Source organism: Nocardioides oleivorans (assembly GCF_004137255.1).
GTDB classification, from domain to species: Bacteria; Actinomycetota; Actinomycetes; order Propionibacteriales; family Nocardioidaceae; genus Nocardioides; species Nocardioides oleivorans.
In genome coordinates this window covers 94,207-118,106 of record NZ_SDWT01000003.1, presented here as the reverse complement: position 1 = coordinate 118,106, position 23,900 = coordinate 94,207, and the positions used below count along the sequence as shown (strand labels likewise).

At 71.9% G+C, this 23,900-nt stretch carries 25 protein-coding genes; 10 read left to right on the top strand and 15 right to left on the bottom strand.

Annotated features, from left to right (window positions below):
• The first annotated feature begins 32 nt into the window (after nucleotides 1-32).
• Nucleotides 33-569: a CGNR zinc finger domain-containing protein gene (locus EUA93_RS19230; RefSeq protein ID WP_129401957.1), complete on the top strand. Its 537-nt coding sequence runs from the start codon at nucleotides 33-35 to the stop codon at nucleotides 567-569.
• 34 nt (nucleotides 570-603) lie between these two features.
• Here EUA93_RS19230 and EUA93_RS19225 read toward each other — a convergent pair whose 3' ends face one another.
• Nucleotides 604-1,383 (bottom strand): alpha/beta fold hydrolase, encoded by a 780-nt coding sequence (locus EUA93_RS19225; RefSeq protein WP_129401956.1) that lies wholly within the window; start codon nucleotides 1,381-1,383, stop codon nucleotides 604-606.
• Between the two features lie 49 nt (nucleotides 1,384-1,432).
• Nucleotides 1,433-2,194 carry a hypothetical protein gene (locus tag EUA93_RS19220; RefSeq protein WP_129401955.1) on the bottom strand — a complete coding sequence of 254 codons (762 nt, stop codon included), beginning with the start codon at nucleotides 2,192-2,194 and terminating at the stop codon, nucleotides 1,433-1,435.
• A gap of 236 nt (nucleotides 2,195-2,430) precedes the next feature.
• Here EUA93_RS19220 and EUA93_RS19215 point away from each other — a divergent pair, with 236 nt between their 5' ends.
• The 3 genes from EUA93_RS19215 to EUA93_RS19205 are packed head-to-tail and all read left to right on the top strand — an operon-like array spanning nucleotide 2,431 to nucleotide 6,277.
• On the top strand, nucleotides 2,431-4,848 hold the full coding sequence (locus tag EUA93_RS19215) for a LuxR family transcriptional regulator (RefSeq protein WP_129401954.1): 2,418 nt from the start codon (nucleotides 2,431-2,433) through the stop codon (nucleotides 4,846-4,848).
• Nucleotides 4,849-4,907: 59 nt separating this feature from the next.
• Nucleotides 4,908-5,369: a VOC family protein gene (locus EUA93_RS19210; protein ID WP_129401953.1), complete on the top strand. Its 462-nt coding sequence runs from the start codon at nucleotides 4,908-4,910 to the stop codon at nucleotides 5,367-5,369.
• Between the two features lie 38 nt (nucleotides 5,370-5,407).
• The gene (locus tag EUA93_RS19205) at nucleotides 5,408-6,277 is read left to right on the top strand and encodes an alpha/beta hydrolase (RefSeq protein ID WP_129401952.1); all 870 of its coding nucleotides are present in this window, start codon (nucleotides 5,408-5,410) and stop codon (nucleotides 6,275-6,277) included.
• 4 nt (nucleotides 6,278-6,281) lie between these two features.
• Here EUA93_RS19205 and EUA93_RS19200 read toward each other — a convergent pair whose 3' ends face one another.
• Nucleotides 6,282-8,090 carry a 3-hydroxyacyl-CoA dehydrogenase family protein gene (locus tag EUA93_RS19200; RefSeq protein ID WP_129401951.1) on the bottom strand — a complete coding sequence of 603 codons (1,809 nt, stop codon included), beginning with the start codon at nucleotides 8,088-8,090 and terminating at the stop codon, nucleotides 6,282-6,284.
• 46 nt (nucleotides 8,091-8,136) lie between these two features.
• A complete protein-coding gene (locus tag EUA93_RS21880) occupies nucleotides 8,137-9,243 on the bottom strand; it encodes a GNAT family N-acetyltransferase (RefSeq protein WP_207208864.1) in 1,107 nt (368 codons plus the stop codon).
• A 38-nt stretch (nucleotides 9,244-9,281) separates the two neighbouring features.
• Between EUA93_RS21880 and nucS the strand changes: the two genes are divergently transcribed.
• Together nucS and EUA93_RS19180 are read left to right on the top strand one after the other, a co-directional pair.
• Nucleotides 9,282-9,968, top strand: coding sequence for an endonuclease NucS (gene nucS / locus EUA93_RS19185; RefSeq protein WP_129401950.1), 687 nt, complete (start codon nucleotides 9,282-9,284; stop codon nucleotides 9,966-9,968).
• A 201-nt stretch (nucleotides 9,969-10,169) separates the two neighbouring features.
• Nucleotides 10,170-10,619: a DUF952 domain-containing protein gene (locus EUA93_RS19180; protein ID WP_129401949.1), complete on the top strand. Its 450-nt coding sequence runs from the start codon at nucleotides 10,170-10,172 to the stop codon at nucleotides 10,617-10,619.
• A gap of 9 nt (nucleotides 10,620-10,628) precedes the next feature.
• On the opposite strand, the gene EUA93_RS19175 is transcribed toward EUA93_RS19180, so the two are convergent.
• The 5 genes from EUA93_RS19175 to EUA93_RS19155 form a co-directional block, all read right to left on the bottom strand.
• On the bottom strand, nucleotides 10,629-10,820 hold the full coding sequence (locus tag EUA93_RS19175) for a hypothetical protein (protein ID WP_129401948.1): 192 nt from the start codon (nucleotides 10,818-10,820) through the stop codon (nucleotides 10,629-10,631).
• A gap of 44 nt (nucleotides 10,821-10,864) precedes the next feature.
• On the bottom strand, nucleotides 10,865-11,476 hold the full coding sequence (locus EUA93_RS19170; protein WP_129401947.1) for a histidine phosphatase family protein: 612 nt from the start codon (nucleotides 11,474-11,476) through the stop codon (nucleotides 10,865-10,867).
• Nucleotides 11,469-12,398: an FAD-dependent oxidoreductase gene (locus EUA93_RS19165; protein WP_129401946.1), complete on the bottom strand. Its 930-nt coding sequence runs from the start codon at nucleotides 12,396-12,398 to the stop codon at nucleotides 11,469-11,471. Before EUA93_RS19165 ends, EUA93_RS19170 begins: the two co-directional genes overlap by 8 nt.
• Nucleotides 12,399-12,421: 23 nt before the next feature.
• Nucleotides 12,422-14,437: a protein meaA gene (locus EUA93_RS19160; protein ID WP_129401945.1), complete on the bottom strand. Its 2,016-nt coding sequence runs from the start codon at nucleotides 14,435-14,437 to the stop codon at nucleotides 12,422-12,424.
• Nucleotides 14,438-14,502: 65 nt separating this feature from the next.
• Nucleotides 14,503-14,811 (bottom strand): STAS domain-containing protein, encoded by a 309-nt coding sequence (locus EUA93_RS19155; RefSeq protein ID WP_129401944.1) that lies wholly within the window; start codon nucleotides 14,809-14,811, stop codon nucleotides 14,503-14,505.
• 152 nt (nucleotides 14,812-14,963) lie between these two features.
• Here EUA93_RS19155 and EUA93_RS19150 point away from each other — a divergent pair, with 152 nt between their 5' ends.
• Nucleotides 14,964-15,539, top strand: a complete 576-nt coding sequence (locus EUA93_RS19150; RefSeq protein ID WP_129401943.1) for a cob(I)yrinic acid a,c-diamide adenosyltransferase — start codon at nucleotides 14,964-14,966, stop codon at nucleotides 15,537-15,539.
• Here the strand turns inward: EUA93_RS19150 and EUA93_RS19145 are convergent.
• Nucleotides 15,536-16,126 (bottom strand): hypothetical protein, encoded by a 591-nt coding sequence (locus tag EUA93_RS19145; protein WP_129401942.1) that lies wholly within the window; start codon nucleotides 16,124-16,126, stop codon nucleotides 15,536-15,538. The two genes, EUA93_RS19150 and EUA93_RS19145, sit on opposite strands and share 4 nt — an antisense overlap.
• Before the next feature lie 53 nt (nucleotides 16,127-16,179).
• On the opposite strand from EUA93_RS19145, the gene EUA93_RS19140 reads away from it, so the two are divergent.
• Both EUA93_RS19140 and EUA93_RS19135 read left to right on the top strand, forming a co-directional pair.
• Nucleotides 16,180-16,986, top strand: a complete 807-nt coding sequence (locus EUA93_RS19140; protein ID WP_129401941.1) for an ArsR/SmtB family transcription factor — start codon at nucleotides 16,180-16,182, stop codon at nucleotides 16,984-16,986.
• Between the two features lie 92 nt (nucleotides 16,987-17,078).
• A complete protein-coding gene (locus EUA93_RS19135) occupies nucleotides 17,079-18,374 on the top strand; it encodes a serine hydrolase domain-containing protein (protein WP_165355236.1) in 1,296 nt (431 codons plus the stop codon).
• On the opposite strand, the gene EUA93_RS19130 is transcribed toward EUA93_RS19135, so the two are convergent.
• Nucleotides 18,352-19,521 (bottom strand): MFS transporter, encoded by a 1,170-nt coding sequence (locus tag EUA93_RS19130; protein WP_129401939.1) that lies wholly within the window; start codon nucleotides 19,519-19,521, stop codon nucleotides 18,352-18,354. The genes EUA93_RS19135 and EUA93_RS19130 overlap by 23 nt on opposite strands.
• Before the next feature lie 67 nt (nucleotides 19,522-19,588).
• Here EUA93_RS19130 and EUA93_RS19125 point away from each other — a divergent pair, with 67 nt between their 5' ends.
• Complete coding sequence (locus EUA93_RS19125) at nucleotides 19,589-20,566, top strand: LacI family DNA-binding transcriptional regulator (protein ID WP_165355235.1); 978 nt, start codon at nucleotides 19,589-19,591, stop codon at nucleotides 20,564-20,566.
• Here EUA93_RS19125 and EUA93_RS19120 read toward each other — a convergent pair.
• The 4 genes from EUA93_RS19120 to EUA93_RS19105 all read right to left on the bottom strand — a co-directional run bounded on the left by EUA93_RS19120 (nucleotide 20,563) and on the right by EUA93_RS19105 (nucleotide 23,898).
• On the bottom strand, nucleotides 20,563-21,006 hold the full coding sequence (locus EUA93_RS19120; protein WP_129401937.1) for a DUF2550 domain-containing protein: 444 nt from the start codon (nucleotides 21,004-21,006) through the stop codon (nucleotides 20,563-20,565). The genes EUA93_RS19125 and EUA93_RS19120 overlap by 4 nt on opposite strands.
• Nucleotides 21,007-21,121: 115 nt before the next feature.
• Entirely contained in the window at nucleotides 21,122-21,526 is a 405-nt protein-coding gene (locus EUA93_RS19115; RefSeq protein WP_090969801.1) for a F0F1 ATP synthase subunit epsilon, read from the bottom strand.
• On the bottom strand, nucleotides 21,526-22,983 hold the full coding sequence (gene atpD / locus EUA93_RS19110) for a F0F1 ATP synthase subunit beta (protein ID WP_129401936.1): 1,458 nt from the start codon (nucleotides 22,981-22,983) through the stop codon (nucleotides 21,526-21,528). The genes EUA93_RS19115 and atpD overlap by 1 nt, the downstream gene beginning before the upstream one ends.
• Before the next feature lie 3 nt (nucleotides 22,984-22,986).
• The gene (locus EUA93_RS19105; protein WP_129401935.1) at nucleotides 22,987-23,898 is read right to left on the bottom strand and encodes a F0F1 ATP synthase subunit gamma; all 912 of its coding nucleotides are present in this window, start codon (nucleotides 23,896-23,898) and stop codon (nucleotides 22,987-22,989) included.
• Between the last annotated feature and the right edge of the window lie 2 nt (nucleotides 23,899-23,900).

Below are 23,900 nucleotides of genomic sequence, written 5' to 3'. Positions count from 1 at the left end.
GACACTAGGGACGAGCCGTGTAATGTGTCAACATGCTTTTCGCGCATGACACCGAGGCGTCGCTCCAAGCGGCCGTCGCCCTGGCCAACTCCTCCGACGAGCCCGGCGAGCCGCTCGGCAGCGAGGCCGACCTGTCGGCGTTCCTGGCCGGCTGGTCCTACTCCGGCCGGATCGACGCCGACGCGATCGAGCTCGAGGCCGTACGACGCCTCCGGCCCGCGCTGAAGGAGCTCCTGCTCGCCGAGCGCGACACCGCGGTCGAGATCGTCAACGGCATGCTCGCCCGCGCGAAGGCGCTTCCCCAGCTCCAGCGCCACGACGCCCTCGACTGGCACCTCCACGCCATCGACCCCGACCGCCCGCTCGACGAGCGCGTCGTCGTCGAGACCGCGATGGCCATGGTCGACGTGATCCGCGCCGACGAGATGTCGCGGCTCGACCGCTGCGCCGCCGACGACTGCGACGACGTCGTGCTCGACCTGTCGCGCAACCGCTCGCGGCGCTACTGCTCGACGACCTGCGGCAACCGCGAGGCCGTCGCCGCCTACCGGGCGCGCCAGAAGGCCTGATCCGCCCGGGCCTCCCCGGTCCTGCCGGCCTGGTTCAGCGCAGGAACCGGCGCAGCACCTCGAGGAAGATCGCCGGCTGCTCGGAGTGCACCCAGTGCCCGGCGCCCTTGATCAGCACCCGGCGGTTGCGCGGGAACCTGCGGTCCATCTCGCCGGCGTGCGCGTCGTCGATGTAGTCCGACCTCGCCCCGCCGACCCACAGCACCGGGCCGCCGTACGACGACTCGCCGAGCGCCTCGTCGGGCCAGCCCGCCAGAGCGGACATGTGCTCGCCGAGCATCTCGAGGTTGGGCTGCCAGTGCCAGCCGTCCTCGGTGCGGCGGAGGTTCTGGAGGAGGAAGCTGCGCACGACCGGGTTGGGCACGGCCTCCTGGAGCGCCTCGTCGGCGTCGCTGCGCCGTTGCAGGCCGGCGAGGTCGAGGGCGCGCATCGTCTGCGTGTAGCCGATGAACTCGCGGCCGCTGTCGTAGGCCACGGGCGCGATGTCGACGACCGCGAGCCGCTCGACGAGCTGCGGGTGCCGCAGCGCCACGCACATCGCGATCTTGCCGCCCATGGAGTGCCCGACCAGCTCGACCGGCTCGTCGCTCGCGCCCGACGACAGCTCGGCCGCGACCAGGTCGGCCAGCTCGAGGTAGTCGAAGGACTCGGTCCACGGCGACCGGCCGTGGTTGGGCATGTCGAGCAGCAGCACCCGGTGGTCGGTGCTGAGCGCCTTGGCGATCCGGGTCCAGTTCTTGCCCTGGCCGAACAGGCCGTGGCAGAAGACCACGAGCGGTCCGGACTCTCCGAGCTCGGTGCGGTGCAGGCTCACGGCGACATCCTCCCAGCCGCGCGTCGACCGGCGGGTCGAGGGTCGCAGGTCAGAAGTCGAAGCCGTCGAACAGGTCGCCGATGCCGTCGCCGATCCCGCCGAACATGTCGCCGAGGCCCTCCCCGATGTCGCCGATGCCCTCGCCCAGGCCGTCGAAGCCACCTCCGAAGAGCATGCCCATGAACATCCAGTCCATCGGCGAGAAGGCGCCGAAGTAGCCCTGGGCATAGGGCTGGTAGGCCCGGCCACCCTGCCAGTAGGGCACCCGCCGCGAGCCGACCATGACCTTGCGGATGTCGGGCTCGGCGCCCGCACGCACCCGCTCGACGTCGAGGGCGCAGGCCGGGACGTCGCGCTGGCTGCCACCAGGCGGGGTCCACGGCACGTCGGCGACGGACAGCCCGTGGCGCGGGTCGAAGAAGCACGGCGGGCGGCGCTGAGGCAGCGGGCGGCCGTCGACGCGCGCCCGGACGCACGCCATCGCGTAGCGGCCGTCCTCGAGGATCTCGGTGACGTGGCGGACGTCCTCGGGGCGGGTCAGCCCGGCGGCTGCGGTCTTCGCCGACTCGTAGGAGTCGAGCGCTCGCTGGTAGTCGGCGTTGGCGCCGGCGTCGAGCTCAGAGCCCGCGAGGTCCATGTCGAGGTCCTGCAGCTCCACGCCGAGGGCGGTGACGTCCTCCTCGGCGAGCTTCTTCACGGGCGCGACCTCGGCCTCGGCCCGGGCCAGCTCGCGCTTCTTGCCGGACTTCCCAGCGGCCACGGCGACCGCCGTCAGACCGCCGAGCACGACCAGCAGGAGCACGATTCCCATGGCCTCAGCGTACGGTCGCGCCGCAACCCGGGACCCCGTCCGGACGTGCAAGAGCAGGTCGCACACCACCCCCCGACGGCGTGCGACCTGCCCTGAGACACGACCGGTGGGCTGCGGGGCCATCCCCTCGTGCGGTCCCGTCTCCCCCGGCGTACGAGAAGACTCCCGCGAATCGGTCCGGGCCAGCATCCGTAGGACTACGTAACTCACCTACGTAGCGGGATAGATTCATCTCCGTGCTCTCCCCGTGCCTCGGTCGCGACGACGTCCGGCGCGCGCTGGCGCAGGCCCTGGAGGAGTCCCGCTGGGTCACCGTCGTCGGTCCTCCGGGCAGCGGCAAGACGCTCGTCGTGCGCCACGTGGCGCCCGAGGGCACGACCTGCTGGGTCGACGCGCGCAGCCTGCGCAGCACCGACGAGGTGCTGGTCGCGGCGCTGGCGAGCCTCGACGCCGAGACCGCTCCCGGCGACTCGCTCCTCGGCGCGCTGGGTCGTGCGGTCGACGGGCACGACCTGGTGCTCGTGCTCGACGGACTCGACCTCGACGCGACCGGCGCCGGCCCGGTGCTGCAGTCCGTCCTCGAGAGCACGTCGGACGCGCGCGTGGTGGTCACCGCCCGCACGACCGCCGGCGAGCCCCACGAGTCCGTCGTGCGCGTCGGGCCGTTGCCGGTGCCGCACTCCCGCGCGCCGCTCGACGGTCCCGCGGTCGAGCTCTTCCTGCGCCGGATCCGCTCGGCAGGAGGACAGCCGGTCGACCTCACCGCCCAGGCCCACGAGGTACGCCGCCTCCTGAGCGCGACCGGTGGCCTGCCGCTCCTCATCGAGCAGGTGGCCGTGCAGTCGGCGCTGGTCGGCCTCAGCAACGCGATGTCGACCGTCAGCCTCGACCAGGCCGTCGACTCCGCCCACGACCTGCTCGACGACGCCAGCGCGACCGCGCTGCGACGCATCGGCCTGCTCGACTTCCCGGCCGGCCTCGGTGTGCTCGCCCAGGTCCTGGAGGTCTCCGTGCCCGAGGCGGCCGAGCTCGTCGGCAACCTCGTCCGGCGCAGCCTCGTCGAGGTCGACCACCGCGGGCAGTTCGACATGCTCTCCCCCATCCGCGGACGCGCCCGCGTGCTCGCGCGCGAGGACGACTCAGTCGCGGTCGACGCCGGGCTGCTCACCTGGGCCGAGAGCCACGCCCCGGAGCACGACAACTACGGCGCCGCGGACGCCGAGTGGCTGCGCGACCTGCCGGCCATGCGGCACGCGGTGCTCACCGCGTGCGCGAACCCCGAGACGCGCGCCGACGGCTACTCGGTGGCCAACCGGATCTTCTCCTCCCTCTACACCTCCATGCGTGCCCGCGAGGCGCTCGAGGTGCTCGAGGGCGCGCTCGCCAGTGGCGACGGACCGTCCGAGATCGGTGCCCAGATCGCGCGCCGTGCCGGGATCGCCGCCTCCGAGATGCGCGGCACCTACGAGGGCCTCTGGCTGCTCGACCGCGCCGACGAGCACGCCTCGGCCGCGCCGCGGCCGGAGGAGCAGCTGGCCAAGACCGCCTCGATCCGCGCCGAGATGCACCTCGACGCCGGCGACCTGGCGAGCGCCGAGCGGGAGGCGAAGCGGGCCATCGACCTCGACCCCGAGGGGTCGATGCGCCGGCAGGCGACCCGCACCCTCGCCGACGTCTACGCCTCGCAGGGCCGTTTCGCCGAGGCGGCCCAGGCCGCGGGGGACGCGATGCCCGCACGCTCCAGCCGCGACGAGCGCTGGATCGACCTCTCGGCCCGCACCGTGCTGGCGCGGATCGCCCTCGAGCAGGGACGCGTCGCCGAGGCGGTCGCCGGTGCGCGGGCGGTGGTCGTCGAGGCACGCGAGCTCGCCGAGGACCGCGTCTGCCTGCTCGCCGAGACCCTCCTGCGTGGCATCGACCCGGCCTGGCAGGCCACCGAGGTGGTGCGCGAGACGCTGCCGTGGGCCGTACGGCTCCCGGTGCTCGCGCAGGACGGCCGCGACCTGCTCGTCCGCGGCGAGGCGCGACAGGCCGCCGGACTGGCCGCTGACGTCGTCGCGCTCGCCGACTCCGCCCGCCTGGGTCGCGACGCGGTCGAGGCGCGGCTGCTGCTCGGCCGGGCACTGGTGGACCTCGGCGACCTCGACCAGGCCACCACGACGTACCTCACCGCGCTCGAGCAGGCCCGCACGATGCAGCTGCCGCTGCGCGCCGCCGACGTGCTCGACGGCCTCGCCGGGGTCGCGCGGCTGCGCGAGCTCTCCGAGGCGCGCTCGCTGGCGGCGGCGGCGTTCGCCCTCCGCACCCCGCGGCTGGCGGTCCGGTGGGGCTACTCCGCCGACTACGACGTGGCTCCCGCACACCGCGCGCCGGAGGAGTGGATCAACGGCGACGACTTGTCCGCCGAGGCCGTCGCGCTCATCACCGCGATCTTCAACCGGGCCACGACGAGTGCGCCCTCGGTGCTCGACACCCTGACCGCGGCCGAGCGGCAGGTCGCCGACCGGGTCTCGCACGGGCTGACCAGCCGGCAGATCGCCGAGGAGCTCTTCGTCTCGCCGCGCACCGTCGACGCGCACCTCACCCACATCTACCGCAAGCTCGACATCAACACCCGCGCGCGGCTCGCGGCGCTCGTCGTCGACAACCGCTGAGCAGCTCCGGGCCCGCGACGCCCTACCCGCTGTCGGTGGGCAGCGGCAGGATGTCGGTCATGAGCCGGACCATCCAGGTGACCTTCGACGCCCACGACCCCCAGGGGCTCTCGCGCTTCTGGGCCGAGGCCATGGGCTACGTCAACCCGCCACCACCCGGGACGACGCTGGAGCCGGGCCAGGACCCCTTCGACGCCTGGCACGCGTTCCTCGAGCGGGTGGGCGTGCCGGAGTCGGAGTGGAACTCCGCGTCCGCGGCCGAGGACCCCGACGGCGACGGGCCCCGCCTGTTCTTCCAGCGCGTGCCCGAGGGCAAGACCGCGAAGAACCGGGTCCACCTCGACCTCCGCGCAGCCCCGGGTCTCCAGGGCAACGAGCGGATGGCCGCGCTCGAGACCGAGTGCGAGCGCCTGGTCGCCCTCGGCGCCACCCGGGTCGAGCGGCGCGAGCCCGAGCCGCCGATGACGCACGGCCACCTCGTGATGGCCGACCCCGAGGGCAACGAGTTCTGCCTCGACTGACCAGCGACGGCTGCCCCCTCCGGTGCTAGACAGGCGTCATGACCTCTTCCACGAGCGAGCACTTCGACGTCGACGTCGGCCGGATCCACGCGCTCACGTGGGGTTCCGGTCCACGCGTGGCGGTCGCCCTGCACGGCATCACCGCCAACGCCATGTCCTGGGCGGCGGTCGCCCGGCACCTGCCGGCCGACTGGCGCCTGGTCGCGCTCGACCTGCGGGGGCGCGGCCGCTCGCGTGACCTCCCGGCCCCCTTCGGCGTCGACGACCTCGCGCGCGACGCCCGCGACGTCGTCGCCGCGACCGGGGCCGAGGTGCTCGCGGGCCACTCGCTGGGTGCCTACGTCGCGCTCGGTGTGGACCGGCTGTTCCCCGGCACCGCCCCACGGCTCGTCCTCGTGGACGGCGGTCTCCCGCTCCCGGTGCCGCCCGGGGTCGAGGTCGACGCCGTGCTCGATGCAGCGGTCGGGCCGATGATCGAGCGCCTGCGGACGACCTACGCCGACGAGCAGGCCTACGTCGAGTTCTTCCGCGCACACCCGGCGATGGGTCCGTACTGGTCCGACGACTTCGAGGCCTACGCGCGCTACGACGCCCTCGTCACCGCCGACGGGGTGCGGGCCCGCGCCCAGGAGGACGCCGTACGCACGTCGGGGCGAGAGCTCGTCCTGCGCGGCGAGGAGATCGCGGCCGCCGTGCGCGACCTGGCGGTGCCCGCCCACCTGCTGGTCGCTCCGCGCGGCATGCTCGACCAGGCCGGCGGCATGCTGCCCGAGGCCGCCGTCGCCACGGCACGGGCCGAGTCGGAGCGGCTCACCGTCGCCGAGGTGCCTGACACCAACCACTACACGGTGCTCGTCGGCGACACCGCAGCGCAGCAGGTCGCCGCCGCGCTCGTCGGCTCCCGGTGAGGCCTCAGCGCGCGCCGTGGTCCCGGAAGCCGCGGCCCGTCTTGCGACCGAGGTAGCCCGCGGTGACGAGGTGCTCGAGCAGCGGGGCCGGGGAGAACCCGGGCTCGCGGAACTCGAGGTAGAGCTCCTTCTGGATCGCGAGGGAGACGTCGTTGCCGACCACGTCGAGCAGCTCGAACGGTCCCATCGGGAGGGCACAGCCCTGCTTCATCGCGACGTCGATGTCGTCGGCGGTCGCGTAGTGCGCCTCGAGCATCTTCACCGCGTCGTTGAGGTAGGGGAACAGCAGCGCGTTGACGATGAACCCGGCCCGGTCGCCGCACTTCACGGCCACCTTGCCGACCTGGTCGCACAGCGCCAGCACCGTCTCGGTGACGGCGTCGTCGGTGGCCACGGTCGAGACCACCTCGACGAGCTTCATGATCGCGGCCGGGTTGAAGAAGTGCATGCCGATGACGTCCTGGGGACGCGAGGTCACCCTGGCCATCGAGATGATCGGGAGTGACGAGGTGGTGGTCGCCAGGATCGCGCCCGCCCCTCCCCGACCGCCCCGACAGATCTCGTCGAGGTTCTCGAAGAGCGTCGTCTTGATCGCGAGGTCCTCGGCGATCGCCTCCACCACGAGGTCGACGTCCGCGAGGTCGTCGAGCGAGGTGGTGCCCCGCACCCGGCCGAGCACCTCGACCTTCTGCTCCTCCGTCGCGCGGCCGCGCTGGATCTGCTTGTCGAAGTTCTTCGTGATGGCCGCGACCACCCCGTCGAGCTTGTCCTGGCCACGACCGGTGAAGAGCACGTCGTAGCCGGCCTTGGCGAAGACCTCGACGATGCCCGACGCCATCGTGCCGGTGCCGACGACGCCGACGAGCCGGATGTCGTGGCGCAGCCGCGGCTGGTCGTCGGCGCTCGGGGTGAGCGAGTCGGCGACCACGACGGGTGAGTCGGGCGTCTCGTAGGTGTAGAAGCCGCGGCCCGACTTGCGACCCAGCAGGCCCGCGGTGACGTACTGCTTGAGGATCGGCGCCGGTGCGTGGAGCCGGTCGCGGCCCTGCTTGTACATCGTGTCGAGGATCTCGTAGGCCGTGTCGAGCCCGATCAGGTCGAGCAGGGCGAGCGGTCCCATGGGGTAGCCGCAGCCGAAGCGCATGGCGGCGTCGATGTCCTCGCGGGAGGCGTACTTGCCCTCGTACATCGAGACCGCGTGGTTGAGGTAGCCGAAGAGGAGGGTGTTGGCGATGAAGCCGGCCTTGTCGCCGCAGACGACCGGGTTCTTGCCCAGCGCGACGAGCAGCCCCTGCACGTCGGCGAGCACGTCGGGCTCGGTCACGACCGTGCGGATGATCTCGACGAGGTCCTGCACCGGCGCGGGGTTGAAGAAGTGCACGCCGACGACCCGACCGGGGCTGGAGTTGGCGGTGGAGATCTCGGTGACGCTGAGGGAGGAGGTGTTGGTGGCCAGCACCGCGTCGGGACGGACGATGTCGTCCAGCGTCCGGAAGATCGCCTTCTTGACCTCCAGCGACTCCACGACCGCCTCGACGACCAGGTCGGCCTCGGCCAGGTCGCGCATGTCGGTGGTGAGGGTGATCCGGCCGAGCAGCTCGGCCTGCTCCGCCTCGGTCATCTTCTCGCGCTTCACGGCCCGCCCGGTCGAGTGCTCGAGGTGCTGGCGGCCCCGCTCGACGCCGGCGTCGTTGACCTCGACCCCGATCACCCGGTGGCCGTTGCGGGCGAAGACCTCGGTGATGCCGGCGCCCATCGTGCCCAGGCCGATCACGCCGACGGTGCCGAACTCGCGAGTAACCGTGTCAGTCATGGGGGCATGCTGCCACGCACCCCGGGTCAGGAGGGTGTGGGAACCGTCACGTTGCGCCAGCGCCCGAAGCACGCACGACGACCACCTCGGCGCCCGGGCGCACCGGCCCCGGGCGCACCACCCTGGCGCACAGTCCGCGCAGCCGGCGGGGCTTTCCCTCCGGTCCGTTGACGAACGTCATCGCGTCCTTGCCGAAGCGCGCGATGAACTTGCCGCACCCGTTGTGCGGCTGGTCGGTCACCACGACCACGGCGCCGTCCGGCCCGCCGATGTGCAGCTCGCTCCAGGCCGGGAGGTTGTCGTGGGAGAGGTCGAGGTCCAGGAACATCTGGTCACCGGCGAGCTGCTCGCGAGCCGGGTCCTGGGCGAGGAACTCCACCAGGCGGTGGCTCATCACGTTGAGCTGCATGTCGGGGTGCGCCGACCCGTCGGGCGTACGACGGCTCCCCCGAGCGGCCCACGTGTCGCCGACCAGGCCGTGCTCGACGTCGAGGTGCCCGACGTCGAGCACCTCCCGCTCCCCCAGCCCGGGGCGGCTGATGACGGCGCGAACCACGCCGACGTCCTGCGGGGCGGCGTCGAGGACCGGGAGGAAGTCGGTGAGGTCCGACGTCGAGCGGTGGGGACGGAGCACCCGGCGCATCCAGGTCCGCCGACCGTGGCGCCCGAGCCCGAGCTGCTCCTCCTGCGCGGTGATCTCCAGCTGGGTGGTGGTGCGCGGGTCGTCGTCGGCGAACTCCACGAAGCCGTGCCGGGCGTACCACGGTGCGTTCCACGGCAGGTCGGCGTACGTCGTCAGGGTGAGCGAGCCATGTCCCTTGAGCGTCGCTCGTGCGGCCGCGGCCTCCAGCAGCGCGGCGCCCACGCCCCGCCGGCCGTGGTCGGGGTGCACCGAGATCTGCTCGAGGTGCGCGTGCGACTCGAGGAACCGCACGTGGGCGAACCCGACCACCGGGTCGCCCGCCACGAGGACGAACCCCGGCTCCGCGGCGCGCTCCTCTCCGCTCGGCGCCGGTGACGAGAGCGGGTCGCCGGTCAGGTCGCCGAGGACGGCCTCGAACATCGGCACACCGGAGTCCTCGATCGCGGCCAGCAGGGGCAGGTCGCGCGCCCGCGCAGGGCGTACGTCGTGGCGGGTGGCACGGTCGGTCACGGCACCACTGTAGATTCGCCCGGCGTGAGGCTGCATTCATGAGGTTGGTCGTCGCGCGCTGCCAGGTGGACTACGCAGGTCGGTTGTCGGCACACCTGCCGCTCGCCACCCGGGTCCTGATGCTCAAGTCGGACGGCTCCGTGCTGATCCACTCCGATGGCGGCTCCTACAAGCCGTTGAACTGGATGTCGCCGCCGTGCACGTTCAGGGAGGGCGTGGCCGAGGACGGACGCGCCGAGTGGCTGGTCTCGGCGACCAAGTCCGACGACACCCTGCGCATCCTCATCGACGAGGTCCTCCACGACACCTCGCACGACCTCGGCGTCGACCCGGGCCTGCAGAAGGACGGCGTGGAGAAGCACCTCCAGGAGCTGCTGGCCGAGCACCCCTCGACGCTGGCCGAGGGGCTGACCCTGGTCCGCCGCGAGTTCATGACCGCCATCGGTCCGGTCGACCTGATGTGCCGCGACGCCGACGGCCTGTCGGTCGCCGTGGAGATCAAGCGGCGAGGCGAGATCGACGGCGTCGAGCAGCTCACCCGCTACCTCGAGCTGCTCAACCGCGACTCCCTCCTCACCACCCGGGGCCCGGTCCGCGGCATCTTCGCCGCCCAGGAGATCAAGCCGCAGGCCCGCGTCCTGGCCACCGACCGCGGGATCGCCTGCGCCCTCGTCGACTACGACGCGCTCCGCGGGATGGACGACGCCGAGCACCGGCTCTTCTGAGCCCGGTCCAGCTGGTCACTCCTACGAGCGGAAGTTCAGGCACCTCGACCGGCGGCCGAGAGGACGCGGCTGGCAGGGAGGTACGGGGGCCGTTCCGAGGCAGGATCCAGCGCGACACGCGGCGTCCGGTCAGCAACACGCCGAGGGACGTCGCCATGTGCCAGCAGGAGCGGCCTCGCAGTCGCCACCTACCATCGCCCGATGAGCAACGCCGTGCCCGAGCGCATCTTCCACATCGCCACCGCGTCCGAGTGGCGTACGACGCTGGAGACCGGCACCTACACCACCTCGACCGTCGGGCGGACGCTCGCCGAGGAGGGCTTCATCCACGCGAGCCGTCGCGACCAGGTGCAGGGTGTGTTCGACCGCTACTACCGCTCACTGCGCGAGGACCTCGTGCTGCTCACCATCGATCCGGCGCTCCTCACCTCGGAGGTGCGGGTCGACCCGGTGGGCGAGGACACCTACCCGCACGTCTACGGACCGATCAACCGCTCGGCCGTCGTCGACGCGGTGCCGCTCAGCCGCACCGGCCAGCCGGAGACGATCCTGTCCCTGTGGATCAAGGGCATGGCCACGCGCATGGGGATCGCACTGCTGGTGATGCTGGTCGTCGCGGCCGTCGTCTGGGCCGTCGCGCTCCGGGGGTGACCGGAGGGGTCAGGCGGCCTTCTTCTTGCCGCCCTTGACCTCGATCCGCACCAGCTTGCGCTTCTTGACCGTGTAGCCCGGGGGCAGGGTGCCCTCCTTCAGCATGCGGATGGGGCACCGCTTGCAGCGCGTCGACGACACGCAGCACTTCTTCTTGGGCAGCTTGGCGACCTTGGCCTTGCCCTTCTTGGACGACCCCACGCGGGCACTGTACACAAAGAATGTGAGGGGAGCCTTACCTCACGTCACGGGTCGAGCCGGTCGCCGAGCCACGAGCGCACGACCCATCCGGCCGCACCCCGTTCGAGGACGGCGTGGCCGCAGTTCGGGATCGGCCGGTCGCGGGCGTGACCGGGATCGAGGTTCGTCGCCAGCAGCGGCAGGACCATGCTCATCACGCCCCCGTGGCTCACCAGCAACGCCGACTCACCCTCGTGCTCGTCCGCGATCGCCTCGAGCACGCCGGACCAGCGCGCGACGACCTCGTCGCCGCTCTCCCCGCCCGGGATGCGGGCCGCCAGGTCGCCCGAGACCCAGGCTGCGAAGGTCTCCGCGAACGGGTCGGGCACGCCGGTCGTACCCGCGGCGGCGCCGACCCCGAACTCGCGCACGCCCGTGCGCACGACGACGTCGACGCCGAGCCGGGCGGCCACGATCTCCCCGGTCTGCACGGCGCGCGACATGTCGCTCGTCCACACGCGGGTGATCACCTCGGCGGCGAGCAGCTCCCCCAGCCCCGCAGCCTGCTCGCGTCCCAGCGGGCTCAGCCAGCCGCCCGCGTCGCTGAGCAGCTCGGACTCGTAGAGCGCCTCCCCGTGCCGGGCCACCACGACCCGGGAGACCGGTCGGTCAGCCATCCGCGAGTCCCACCACGTCGTCGGCGCACCCCCACGCCAGCGTCACCCCGGCACCGCCGTGGCCGTAGCAGTGGATCACCCCGCCGACCCGCTCGAGCCGCACCTCCGGGCGGGAGGGTCGCAGGCCGACCTTGTGCCGCAGCACGCGCGCGCCCTCGATCTCGGGGACGAGCGCGGCGGCACGGTGCACGATCTGCTCGGCGACGACCGGGTCCGGGGTGCGGCTCCACTCCCCCTCGACGCTCGTGCCTCCGAGGACGATCTCGGAGCCGCGCGGCACGACGTAGGTCGGGCCGCCGCCCGTCGATCCGCCGTCGAGCATCCACCGCTCGAGCCCGACCTGCTCGACGACCACCACCTGCCCCCGGACCGGCATGACCGACGGGTCCGCCCCGAAGTGGCGCGCGCCGAGACCGGTCGCGTTGACGACGAGGCTGCCGTCGTCCGGGAGGGCCGAGAGGTTCATCCGGGTCAGGGTGCCGCCGAGCTCGTCGACCCGGCCGGCCAGCCAGCGCAGGTGGACGGGCATGTCGAGCACGGGGCTGACGAACGTCCAGCCGTCGGCGTAGCCGGGCGGCAGCGACGTCTCGCGGTCGAGCGACGGGACCGCCGCACGCCACCACGGATCGGGCTGCGGGGTCGCCAGGACCTCGGTGCCGGTGAGCATCCGCACGCCGGACTCCTCGTCCGCGGCGAGCGTCGCGAGGGCGTCGTACGTCGTCGCGCACCAGGCCGTCACGCGGTCCTGGGGCAGCGCACGGTAGGGGTACCAGAGCGCGGCGGCCACGGCTGAGGTCGTCTCGAGCGGCAGGTCGCGCGCGACGACGTCGACCCGGTGGCCCGCCTCGAGCAGGCGCACCGCGCAGGTCAGGCCGACCACGCCGGCGCCGACCACGATCACGCGGCGGGCGGAGGTGGGCATGGGCTGCAGTGTGCCAGTCCGGCTCAGTCCAGGTCGTTGGCCGAGCGGATGACGTCGACGATGCCGTCCATGATCTGGGTGAGCCCGTAGTCCTTCGGCGTGTAGACCGCGGCCACCCCGAGCTCGCGCAGCCGGCGGCCGTCGGCGTCGGGGATGATCCCGCCGACGATCACCGGGACGTCGGCCAGCCCGGCCTCGCGCAGTCCGTCGAGCACGTCGGGCACCAGCTCCATGTGCGACCCGGAGAGGATCGACAGGCCGATGCAGTGGACGTCCTCGGCGACGGCGGCGGCGACGATCTGGGCCGGCGTGAGCCGGATGCCCTGGTAGATCACCTCGAAGCCGGCGTCGCGCGCGCGCACGGCGACCTGCTCGGCCCCGTTGGAGTGGCCGTCGAGACCCGGCTTGCCGACGAGCAGCCGCAGCCGGCCCCCGAGCTCCTCGCCCGTGGCCCGCACCCGCTCCCGCACGGCGGACAGCTCGGCGCCGGCCGACCCCTCCGACGACGACAGAGCCACCGCGCCGGCGACTCCGGTGGGTCCGCGGTACTCACCGAACACCGAGCGCAGCGTGCCGGCCCACTCCCCGGTCGTCGCACCGGCGCGGGCGGCGGCGAGCGTCGGCGCCATCAGGTTCTCGTCGGTCTTCGCGGCCGCGGCCAGGGCGGCCAGCGCGTCGGCCACCTCGGTCTCGTCACGCTGGGCCTTCCACTGCTCGACGCTGGTCCGCGCGGCGTTCTCGGCCTCCGGGTCGGCGGCCATGATCGCGCCGTCCAGGTCCGCGGTGAGCGGCGACGGCTCGGTGGTCTCGTACCTGTTGACGCCGACGATCACCTCCTCACCCGACTCGATGCGTGCGCGCCGGGCCGCGTGGGACGAGACCAGCTCGGACTTCATGTAGTCGACGGCGGCGATCGCGCCGCCCATCGCCTGCACACGGTCGATCTCGGCCCGTGCCCCCTCGACCAGCTCGGCGACCTTGGCCTCGATCACGTGCGAGCCGTCGAAGATGTCGTCATGCTCCAGCAGGTCGGACTCGAAGGCCAGCACCTGCTGGAGGCGCAGGGACCACTGCTGGTCCCACGGACGCGGCAGGCCGAGGGCCTCGTTCCAGGCCGGCAGCTGCAGGGCACGGGCGCGCGCGTTCTTCGAGAGGGTGACACCGAGCATCTCGAGCACGATCCGCTGCACGTTGTTCTCCGGCTGCGCCTCGGTGAGGCCGAGCGAGTTCACCTGGACGCCGTAGCGGAAGCGGCGCATCTTCTCGTCCTGCACGCCGTAGCGCTCGCGGGTGATCTCGTCCCAGAGCCGGACGAAGGCCCGCATCTTGCAGGTCTCCTCGACGAAGCGCACGCCGGCGTTGACGAAGAACGAGATCCGGCCGACGACCTTCTCGAAGTCGTCCTCGGAGACCTGGCCCGCGTCCCTGACCTGGTCGAGCACGGCGATCGCGGTGCTCAGCGCGTAGGCGAGCTCCTGCGTCGGCGTCGCCCCGGCCTCCTGCAGGTGGTAGCTGCAGATGTTGATCGGGTTCCACTGCGGGACCTGGTGGACCGTGTAGGCGATCATGTCGGCGATCAGCCGCATCGAGGCCTCGGGCGGGAAGGCGTACGTCCCGCGCGAGAGGTACTCCTTGATGATGTCGTTCTGGGTGGTGCCGGCGAGCTGCGCGGCGACCTCCGCCGGCGGGGAGTCGGGGTTCTGCTCCTCCGCCACGACCTGGTACATCGCGAGCATCCACATCGCGACGGCGTTGATCGTCATCGACGTGTTCATCTCCGTCAGCGGGATCCCGTCGAAGAGCTTGCGCATCTCCCCCAGGTGCGGGACGGGCACGCCGACCTTGCCGACCTCGCCGCGGCTGAGCGGGTCGTCGGGGTCGTAGCCGGTCTGCGTGGGCAGGTCGAACGCGACGCTGAGTCCGGTCTGCCCCTTGGCCAGGTTGGTGCGGTAGAGCGCGTTGGACGCCGCGGCCGTCGAGTGGCCGGCGTACGTCCGCATCACCCAGGGGCGGTCCTTCTGAGCCGGAGCATCCGTCATGGGGTCAATGTAGGACGCTGGTTACCGATCAGTCACCGGCAGGAAATGTGACAACAACCTCAGCGTCACGCGGTTGCGGCGACCCTCTCGACCTCGATCGCGTGGGCGAGCCGCGTCAGGTGCGCCATGCGTCGCACGGCCGGTCCGGGGTTGCGGACGGTGAGGTGGTGCCCGGACAGCCAGGCGGCCCGGGTGGCGACCGCGAGCAGGCGCAGGGCGGTGGCGTCGATGGTGGTCACGTCGGTCATGTCGATGACGACGTCGTCGTCGGGGCCGTCGAGGCGCTCGTAGATCGCGTCGCGGACCTCCCACGTGCTGCGCACGTCGAACGCGCCCTGCAGGACCAGGGTGTGACCGTCCGTGAAGATGTTCATCGGGTGCCCCTTCCCGACGTCCCCCGACGCCGCAACGTGACTGCTGTCACCTCATAGACGCCGTTGTACTCCCTTCGGTTGCATCCACGCCTCACCTTTTCGGCGCGTCGTGCGAACGGGTTCGGGTCCCGGCTCCCCACTAGGGTCGGGGCATGGTCAACCTGACGCGCATCTACACCCGCACCGGCGACGCCGGGCGGACCCGGCTCGGCGACATGAGCGAGACGTCCAAGACGGACCTCCGCCTCGAGGCGTACGCCTGCGTCGACGAGGGCAACGCCCACATCGGGGTCGCACTGGCGCAGGGAGACCTCGACGACGACGTGGTCGCCGTGCTCACCCACGTGCAGAACGACCTCTTCGACGTCGGCGCGGACTTCTCCACGCCCGTCGTGCCCGACCCCCAGTACCCGCCGCTGCGCGTCGAGCAGGACTACGTCGACCGGCTCGAGGCGTGGTGCGACCACTACAACGAGGAGCTGCCGGCGCTGCGCTCCTTCATCCTCAACGGGGGCACGCTCGGGGCCGCGCACCTCCACGTGGCGCGCACCGTCGTACGACGCGCGGAGCGGGCCGGCTGGGCCGCGTGGGCCGAGCACGAGGAGTCGATGAACCTGCTCGCGATCACCTACCTCAACCGGCTCTCCGATCTCCTCTTCATCCTCGCCCGCCACGCGAACCGCGCGAACGGCGACGTGCTCTGGGTGCCCGGCGGCGAGCGGGGCTAGCGGGCACCGGCGGTTCGCGCCGCGCACCACCCGAGGTAGCCGGTGGCCAGACCCACGAGCGCCATCCCGGCCACCCCCGTCGGTGCGAAGATGTGCCCGACGTGGACGAGCAGCGCACCGGGCACCATCAGCAGGCCCGGCAGCGCGAGCGGTCCCAGCCGTCGCAGGGCATCGGCAGCGACGACCACGGCGCAGGCGATCAGCGCCACCGAACCGACGTCCCCGATCCGCCCGCCGATGACGAAGAGGAACCGCACCTCGTCGGGTCGCGGGACGCCCTCGCCCAGGCGCCAGGTGACGTAGCCGGCCCCGATGCCGCTGATCACGTCGAGCGCGGAGTACGCCGTCGCGTAGAGGTAGGCCGTCAGCACCACGAGGCCGGCCACCGGATCACGTCGATCCCTCACGAGCGCTGCCAGCGCGAGGCCGACGAGCGGGAAGACGACCAGCCCCGCCACGTGCAGCATCGTCCAGCGCGGTGCCGACGCATGGCTGAGCGAGTGCGGGTGGAACAGCCCGGCGACGGCGAGCGTGAGCCCGGGGAGGGCGAGCAGGGCTGCTCGGGTCGGCGTGGTCGTCGTGGTCATCCCTCGACGCTAGTCCGTTGACATGTGACCATATGGTCACCTATTGTCGGGCCATGGACGAGGTGTTCAAGGCGCTGGCAGACCCGACCCGTCGGGCCCTGCTGGACGCGCTCTTCGCTGACGACGGCCAGACCCTCACCGCCCTCGAGGGGCGGCTGGAGATGACCCGGTTCGGCGTGATGAAGCACCTGAAGGTGCTCGAGGAGGCCGGCGTGGTGACCACGCGCAAGCAGGGCCGCGAGAAGCTGCACTTCCTCAACCCCGTCCCGATCCGGCTCGTCCACGACCGGTGGGTGAGCAAGTACGCCGAGCCCTGGGCAGCCACGCTCAGCGGCCTCAAGAGCTATCTGGAGGATGAGGACATGAGCAGCGTCACGACCGTCTCGTGGGAGCAGGGCACCGCGCCCGTTGCCGCCGGCACAGCAGTCTTCGAGGTCTACATCAAGACCACGCCCGAGCGCCTGTGGGAGGCCATCACCGACCCGCAGCAGCGCGCGATCTACAGCTTCGGGGTCGGCGTCCAGAGCGACTGGACCACCGGGTCCGACTACGTCGCCGGCGTCCCCGGCACCGTCGACATCTCGAAGGGCACCAACGTCGAGGTCGATCCGCCGCGCCTGCTGGTGCAGACCTTCGAGGCGCTCTGGAGCGACGAGGTCAGGGCCCAGGGCACGACCCGGGTCACCTGGCAGATCGTCCCGGTCGGCACCTCGTGCCGGCTCACCGTCATCCACGACGGCCTCCCCGACCAGGCCAACCCCGAGCTCTACGGCGGCTGGCCGATGATCCTGTCCGGCCTCAAGACGCTGCTGGAGACCGGCGAGGGCCTCGACACCCCCGGCTCGCTGCGCTACTCCTGAACCCGACCTTGGTAGGGGTTTCGGCGCCCGGATCGCGTGGTAGCCATGAGGCAGGCACGTCCACGACGATCGGAGGGACGCTCATGCGTTCGATGACCACAGCACGTCCACGGCGCCGCCCGGCGGGCAGGACGGTGGCCGCCGCCACCGCGCTCGCCGTCGCGGCGGGTCTCCTGGGCGCGACCGGCGCGGCCACGGCCGCGCCGGCCGAGCGGGCCCGCACCGACCAAGCCCCCACCGACCAGCCCTCCACCGACCGGTCCCGCACCGAGATGCGCTCCGACGCGGTCGAGCGGCTGGTCCGGCGACTCCGGGGGGCCGGAGCCGTGGCGGTCGACGTCGAGGTGCGACGCGGGGACCAGACGTGGTCGATGGCCGCGGGCAGCTCGCAGGTCGACCCGCGGCGCCCGGCCGTGGCCGGCTCGGCCTACCGGGCGGGCAGCGTGTCCAAGCAGCTCGTCTCGGTGCTGGCGCTGCAGCTGGTCGACCGGGGCACCTGGACCCTCGACACGACGATCGGCGAGGTCGCGCCCGGGTTGTGGCCGGGGCAGGAGTCCGTCACGGTGCGCCAGCTGCTCAGCCACACGAGCGGGCTCCCGGAGTTCCTGACCCCGCTCGTCGCCGAGGCCGACACGACCCAGGGCTTCCTCGACGCCACCGACGACCGGTGGACCGACGCCCAGCTGATCGCCGTGGCCCAGCAGCTGCCGGTCACGGCGCCGGGCGAGTTCTCCTACAGCAACACCAACTACGTCGTCCTCGGCCAGCTGCTCACGCAGGCGACGGGCCGCTCCGTGGCCGCGCTCGCCGAGCGCCGCATCCTGCGCCCGGCGGGCATGGGCGACAGCTTCTTCGCCGACGACCGGCGCCTCCCCGCGCCCCGTCTCGCCGAGTACGCGCGACTCCCCCGCCTCGTCGCCCTGGAGCGGTTCCACCCGTCGATGTTCTCCTCGGCCGGGTCCCTGGTCTCCACGACCACCGACCTCAACGACTTCCACGCAGCCCTGGAGTCGGGCAGGCTCATCCCCCGCCGACTGGTGCGCACCATGCAGCGCGAGGTGGCTCCCGGCTCCGGCTACGGCCTCGGCTCCTACTCCGTGCCCAACCCCTGCCGGGGCGGCGCGACGATCAACGGGCACGACGGCGGCACGTGGGGCACGGTGACGTTCTCCCTGGCCGCGGGCCGCGGCACGCAGGTCACCGTCGCGATGACGGGTCGCAGCTACGTCCCGCAGCAGTACCGCAAGCAGCTCGTGCTGTCGCAGAAGCTCGTGTCGTCGGCCTTCGCCATGACGTGCCCGGGCAGGTCGCGCGGCGACGGCGGCGATCGTCGTACGGCGTCGAGCTGGCCCGCGACCGACGGCGTCAGCGTGCGGGTGGGGCGCTGACCCGCTGCTGCTCGCGGGCGGACGGGACGACCAGCGCCGCAGGCAGGAGCAGGAACGCCACCACCAGGAGCGCCTTGAGGGTGCCGACCTCGTCGCCGACGAATCCGAGGAAGGGCGGGCCGGCGAGGAAGGCGGCATAGCCGATGGTCGACACCACGCTCACCCGGGAGGCGGCCCGGACCGGGTCGTCGGCCGCGGCGCTCATGCCGACCGGGAAGCCGAGCGAGGCCCCGACGCCCCACAGCACGATCCCGAGGACGACCAGGACCGGCTGGGTCGAGAACACGATCAGCAGCACGCCCGCCCCCGCGACCACCATCGTCGACCAGAGGACGACCACGCGGCCGAACCGGTCGATGAGGCCGGTGCCGATGAAGCGTCCGACGGTCATCGCCGTCACGAACACCGCGAACCCCGCCACCCCCGTCGCGTGGGAGACGTCGTGCCCGTCGACGAGCGCGACGGCGAGCCAGTCGTTGGCGGTGCCCTCGGTCATGGCGAGCGCGAGCACCATCACGCCGATCATCAGGGTGCGCGGCTCGAGCCACGCGCGCGCGGCGGAGACCTGGTGCTCCGCGTGGGTCTCGGCCACCGGCAGGAACGCCGGCGAGGTGCGCAGGACCAGGACCAGGGCGATCACGACGATCGTGACCAGGTGCACCACCGCGGGGAGATCGACCTCGACGACGAGCGCGCCGAGCAGCGCGCCGACGACCGTCCCGCCGCTGAACCCGGCGTGGAAGCGCGGCATGATCGTGCGCCCGAGGCCACGCTCGACCTCAGCCGCCTCGACGTTCATCGCGACGTCCCAGACCCCGATGCCGAGGCCGTAGACGAACAACCCGGCCACCGTCGCCGGCAGGAGGTTGCCCAGGCTGAGCGCCGCCGTGAGCATGCCGACCGACGCGGCGACCGCACCCAGCCGGACGATGCGCACGGTCCCCCAGCGGTTGATCAGGGCTCCGGTGGTCGGCAGCGCTGCGACCGACCCCATGGCGATGGCGAGCAGGACCAGGCCGAGCTGGCCGTTGGAGAGCTCGAAGCTGGAGCGCACCTCGGGGATGCGCGAGACCCAGCTGGCGAAGACCAGCCCGTTGAGGAAGAACGTCAGCCCGACGGCGTTGCGGGCGGCGGTCAGCTGGGGCACGGCTCTCCTCGGTGCGCGGATGATCGAATCGTTTCGATCGAATCGATTCGATGCTAACCTCTGCCCCGTGTCCGGATCAACTCGCACCCCGACCCTGGCCGACGTCGCCGCGGCCGCGGGCGTGTCGCTCTCGACCGCGTCGCTGGCCTTCTCCGGCAACAAGCCCGTCTCCGGGCCGACCCGCGAGCGGGTCCTCGCCGCCGCCGGCTCGCTCGGCTACACCGGGCCCAACCCCCTGGCCCGCAACCTGCGCCAGGGCCGCAGTGGCGTGGTCGGCATCGCCGTCGGGCCGCTGAGCACCGCGTTCCGCGACCCGGCCGCGCTGCCGATGCTCGACGCGGTGTCCGAGGTGCTGGAGGCGGCCGGCATGGGCCTGCTCCTGATGGGCGACAGCGTCGAGCACGCGCGGCTCCCCCTCGACGCGGTGATCTACCAGGTCTGCGGCCAGGAGACCTGGGCGGCGTACGACGACCTCGTCGCGCGTGACGTGCCGCTGGTCGTCGTGGAGGGGCCGGCGTGGCCGGGCGCCACGTTCATCGACATCGACCACCGCGGAGGGTCTGCCTCGGTCGCCCGCCACCTGCACGACCTCGGGCACCGCCGCGTCGCGACCCTCACGCTCCAGGAGTCGCACCCGCAGCGCGAGCGCGAGGCCGGCCTGCGCGAGGTGTTCCCCGACGCGGTCGTGGTCGGTCGCTGCGTCAGCGACCTCACCGCCGCCCAGGATCTGGCCTCGGCCTTCCTCGACGGCGAGCCGGACGTGACGGCGATCGTGTGCCAGAGCGACGTCCAGGCCGCGGCGGTCGTGCTCGAGGCCCGCCGGCGCGACCTCGACGTGCCGGGCGACCTCAGCGTCGCCGGCTTCGACGGCATCGACACCCCGTGGCTCGACCTCGAGCTCACCACGGTGGTCCAGCCGTTCGCCGAGAAGGGCCGGGCGACGGCGGGTGCCGCTCTGGCCCGGGTCGCCGACGAGCCCGCCGCCGACGTGCTGCTGCCCGTCACGCTGCGGGTGGGTCGCTCGACCGGACGGGCGAGCGGCTAGCGACGGTTCCAGTCGGTGCCGGGAGGACCGGACTCGAGCCAGGCCTGGAACCCGGTGAGCGACGCCTCGCTCATCGCGATCTCGAGGGGATCGCCGCTGTAGTGGCACGACGCCACCACGTGACCGTCGTAGAGCGACATCTCCTCGGGCCCGGCAGGGGCCCGACGGCCGGAGTACTCGAGGAGGTCGCGCGCCCACACGCGCTTGGGGCGCGGCGAGAGCGAGAAGATCCGGAACCACTCCAGGGACTGCCCGGAGTAGCGACCGATGCCGAGGAGCCAGCCGCGGCCGGGGTGCTCGGGACGGACGCGGTAGCTCAGCTCGAAGGTGCCGCCGTGGCGGGCCAGGAGGCGGCGTCGCACGATGAGGGTGATGCCGTAGAGCAGGGCAAGCAGCAGGAAGAGCCCGACCAGGTCGAGCAGCCACTCCCAGACCGGCATCCACGCATCCCTTCGACCGCCCGGGGCGGTCCGACCAGAAGCACCGAGAAATACAGATGAGCGCACGAACCCTGCGGTTCGTGCGCTCACCCTAGCGCCAGTGTCTTGACGACTGTCAGGAGGCCCGCTCCGCGGCACGGACCCGTGCCTCGGCGCGACGGACCTTCTCCTGCGCCTCGTCGTCGTTCTCGCCGGCCTGCTTGCAGCGCTCGAGCTCGGCCCGGGCGTGCTCGAGGTCGATCTCGTGCGACATCTCGGCCCGCTCGGAGAGGATCGAGACCCGGTTGTCGGCGACCGAGAGGAAGCCGGCGTCGACCGCCGCGATCCAGGTCTCGCCGTCCACCGTCTGCACGTCCACGACACCCTCGATGATCGAGGACAGCAGCGGAGCGTGGTTGGGCAGGATGCCGACGTCGCCCTCCGTGGTGCGGGCGATGACCATGGTGGCCTGGCCCGACCAGACGAGACGGTCGGCGGCGACCAGCTCGACCTGGAGGACCTTGCCGGAGGACTCTGCCATCAGAGGCTCTTCTGGATCTCGGCCCACTTCTGCTCGACGTCGTCCAGACCGCCGCACATGAAGAAGGCCTGCTCGGCCACGTGGTCGTACTCGCCGTCGGCGATCTTGTTGAACGCCTCGATGGTGTCGGCCACCGGGACGGTCGAACCCTCGATGCCGGTGAACTGCTTGGCGACGTAGGTGTTCTGCGACAGGAAGCGCTGGATGCGACGCGCACGGGAGACGATGATGCGGTCCTCCTCGGAGAGCTCGTCGACACCGAGGATCGCGATGATGTCCTGGAGCTCCTTGTTGCGCTGCAGGATCTGCTTGACCCGCACCGCGCAGCGGTAGTGGTCCTCGCCGATGTACTGCGGGTCGAGGATGCGCGAGGTCGACGTCAGCGGGTCCACGGCCGGGTAGATGCCGAGCGAGGCGATCTCGCGCGACAGCTCGGTCGTGGCGTCCAGGTGGGCGAACGTCGTGGCCGGGGCCGGGTCGGTGTAGTCGTCGGCGGGGACGTAGATCGCCTGGAGCGACGTGATCGAGTGACCACGCGTCGAGGTGATGCGCTCCTGCAGCTGACCCATCTCGTCGGCCAGGTTGGGCTGGTAGCCCACGGCGGACGGCATGCGGCCGAGCAGCGTGGAGACCTCGGAGCCGGCCTGGGTGAAGCGGAAGATGTTGTCGATGAAGAGCAGCACGTCCTGCTTCTGCACGTCGCGGAAGTACTCCGCCATCGTCAGGGCGGACAGCGCGACCCGCAGGCGGGTGCCCGGCGGCTCGTCCATCTGGCCGAAGACGAGGGCGGTCTGCCCGAGGACGCCGGCCTCCTCCATCTCGACGATGAGGTCGTTGCCCTCACGGGTGCGCTCGCCCACCCCGGCGAACACCGACACACCGCCGTGGTCCTTGGCGACGCGCGCGATCATCTCCTGGATGAGCACGGTCTTGCCGACGCCGGCACCGCCGAACAGGCCGATCTTGCCGCCCTGGACGTAGGGGGTGAGCAGGTCGATGACCTTGATGCCGGTCTCGAACATCTGGGTCTTCGACTCCAGCTGGTCGAAGGCCGGGGCCTTGCGGTGGATGCCCCACCGCTCGGCGGGCTCGAAGGTCTCGCCCTCGGCCAGGTTGAGCACGTCGCCGGTGGTGTTGAACACCTTGCCGAGCGTCGCGTCGCCGACCGGCACGGTGATCGACTCACCGGTGTCGACGACCTGGCCGCCGCGGACGAGGCCGTCGGTCGGCTTCATCGAGATGGCGCGGACCATGCCGTCACCGATGTGCTGGGCGACCTCGAGGATGATCGAGTGGGTCTCGCCGCTCAGCTGGAACTCGCACGTGAGCGCGTTGTAGAGGGGCGGCATGGAGTCGGTCGGGAACTCGATGTCCACGACCGGGCCGATGACGCGGGCGATGCGGCCCACGCCGCCTGCAGAGGTGGTCTCCGCGGACTCGTTGATGGTGGCAGTCATATCTCATTCACTCCCGGCTTGTGCGTCGGCGAGCGCGTTGACGCCACCGACGATCTCGCTGATTTCCTGTGTGATGCCAGCCTGGCGAGCCTGGTTGGCGATGCGCTTGTACTTCTTGATGAGCTCGTCCGCGTTGTCCGTCGCAGCCTTCATCGCCTTCTGTCGGGCGGCGAGCTCGGAGGCGGCCGCCTGCAGCAGGGCGAAGAAGATCCGGCTCTGGACGTAGCGCGGCAGCAGCGAGTCCAGGACGTCGGACGGCGACGGCTCGAACTCGTAGAGCGGCAGCAGGTCACCCTCCTCGGGCGCCTCCGTGCCCTCGACGACCTCCAGCGGCAGCAGGCGTACGGCGGTCGGCTCCTGGCTGAGCATCGAGCGGAAGCGCGTGTAGACCACGTGCACCTCGTCGACGCCGCCGTCACCCTCCTCGGCGAGGAAGGTCTCGATGAGCCGGGCGCCGATCTCGGCCGCCACGTCGTAGGTCGGCTGGTCGGAGTGACCCGTCCAGGCCTGCACCACGGCGCGCTGGCGGAACTTGAAGTAGGCCTCGCCCTTGCGTCCGGAGATGTAGAGGTCGACCTCCTTGCCCTCGCCCTTGAGCTTCTCGATGAGGCGCTCGGCCTCCTTGAGCACGCTCGAGGAGTAGGCACCCGCCAGACCGCGGTCGGAGGTGACGATCAGGATCGCCGCCCGCTTGGGGTCCTCCGGCTCGAGGGTGAGGGCGTGGTCGACGTTGGAGAACGTCGCCACGGCCGACACCGCGCGGGTGAGCTCACGGGCGTACGGCGCTGCGGCCTGGGCCCGCTGCTGCGCCTTGATGATCCGGGACGCGGCGATGAGCTCCATGGCACGCGTGATCTTCTTCATCGACTCCGTCGACTTGATCCGCGCGCGGTACTCGCGTACCGAGAGAGCCATGG

Coding starts and splice junctions, on each gene's coding strand:
- EUA93_RS19165 (WP_129401946.1), bottom strand. CDS start 12,398: ATGCCCACCTCCGCCCGCCGCGTGATCGTGGTCGGCGCCGGCGTGGTC.
- EUA93_RS19230 (WP_129401957.1), top strand. CDS start 33: ATGCTTTTCGCGCATGACACCGAGGCGTCGCTCCAAGCGGCCGTCGCC.
- EUA93_RS19160 (WP_129401945.1), bottom strand. CDS start 14,437: ATGACGGATGCTCCGGCTCAGAAGGACCGCCCCTGGGTGATGCGGACG.
- nucS (WP_129401950.1), top strand. CDS start 9,282: ATGAGGTTGGTCGTCGCGCGCTGCCAGGTGGACTACGCAGGTCGGTTG.
- EUA93_RS19120 (WP_129401937.1), bottom strand. CDS start 21,006: ATGCCGGTCTGGGAGTGGCTGCTCGACCTGGTCGGGCTCTTCCTGCTG.
- EUA93_RS19150 (WP_129401943.1), top strand. CDS start 14,964: ATGGTCAACCTGACGCGCATCTACACCCGCACCGGCGACGCCGGGCGG.
- EUA93_RS19140 (WP_129401941.1), top strand. CDS start 16,180: ATGGACGAGGTGTTCAAGGCGCTGGCAGACCCGACCCGTCGGGCCCTG.
- EUA93_RS19220 (WP_129401955.1), bottom strand. CDS start 2,194: ATGGGAATCGTGCTCCTGCTGGTCGTGCTCGGCGGTCTGACGGCGGTC.
- EUA93_RS19115 (WP_090969801.1), bottom strand. CDS start 21,526: ATGGCAGAGTCCTCCGGCAAGGTCCTCCAGGTCGAGCTGGTCGCCGCC.
- EUA93_RS19205 (WP_129401952.1), top strand. CDS start 5,408: ATGACCTCTTCCACGAGCGAGCACTTCGACGTCGACGTCGGCCGGATC.
- EUA93_RS19135 (WP_165355236.1), top strand. CDS start 17,079: ATGACCACAGCACGTCCACGGCGCCGCCCGGCGGGCAGGACGGTGGCC.
- EUA93_RS19155 (WP_129401944.1), bottom strand. CDS start 14,811: ATGAACATCTTCACGGACGGTCACACCCTGGTCCTGCAGGGCGCGTTC.
- EUA93_RS19180 (WP_129401949.1), top strand. CDS start 10,170: ATGAGCAACGCCGTGCCCGAGCGCATCTTCCACATCGCCACCGCGTCC.
- EUA93_RS19210 (WP_129401953.1), top strand. CDS start 4,908: ATGAGCCGGACCATCCAGGTGACCTTCGACGCCCACGACCCCCAGGGG.
- EUA93_RS19170 (WP_129401947.1), bottom strand. CDS start 11,476: ATGGCTGACCGACCGGTCTCCCGGGTCGTGGTGGCCCGGCACGGGGAG.
- atpD (WP_129401936.1), bottom strand. CDS start 22,983: ATGACTGCCACCATCAACGAGTCCGCGGAGACCACCTCTGCAGGCGGC.
- EUA93_RS19105 (WP_129401935.1), bottom strand. CDS start 23,898: ATGGCTCTCTCGGTACGCGAGTACCGCGCGCGGATCAAGTCGACGGAG.
- EUA93_RS19200 (WP_129401951.1), bottom strand. CDS start 8,090: ATGACTGACACGGTTACTCGCGAGTTCGGCACCGTCGGCGTGATCGGC.
- EUA93_RS19145 (WP_129401942.1), bottom strand. CDS start 16,126: ATGACCACGACGACCACGCCGACCCGAGCAGCCCTGCTCGCCCTCCCC.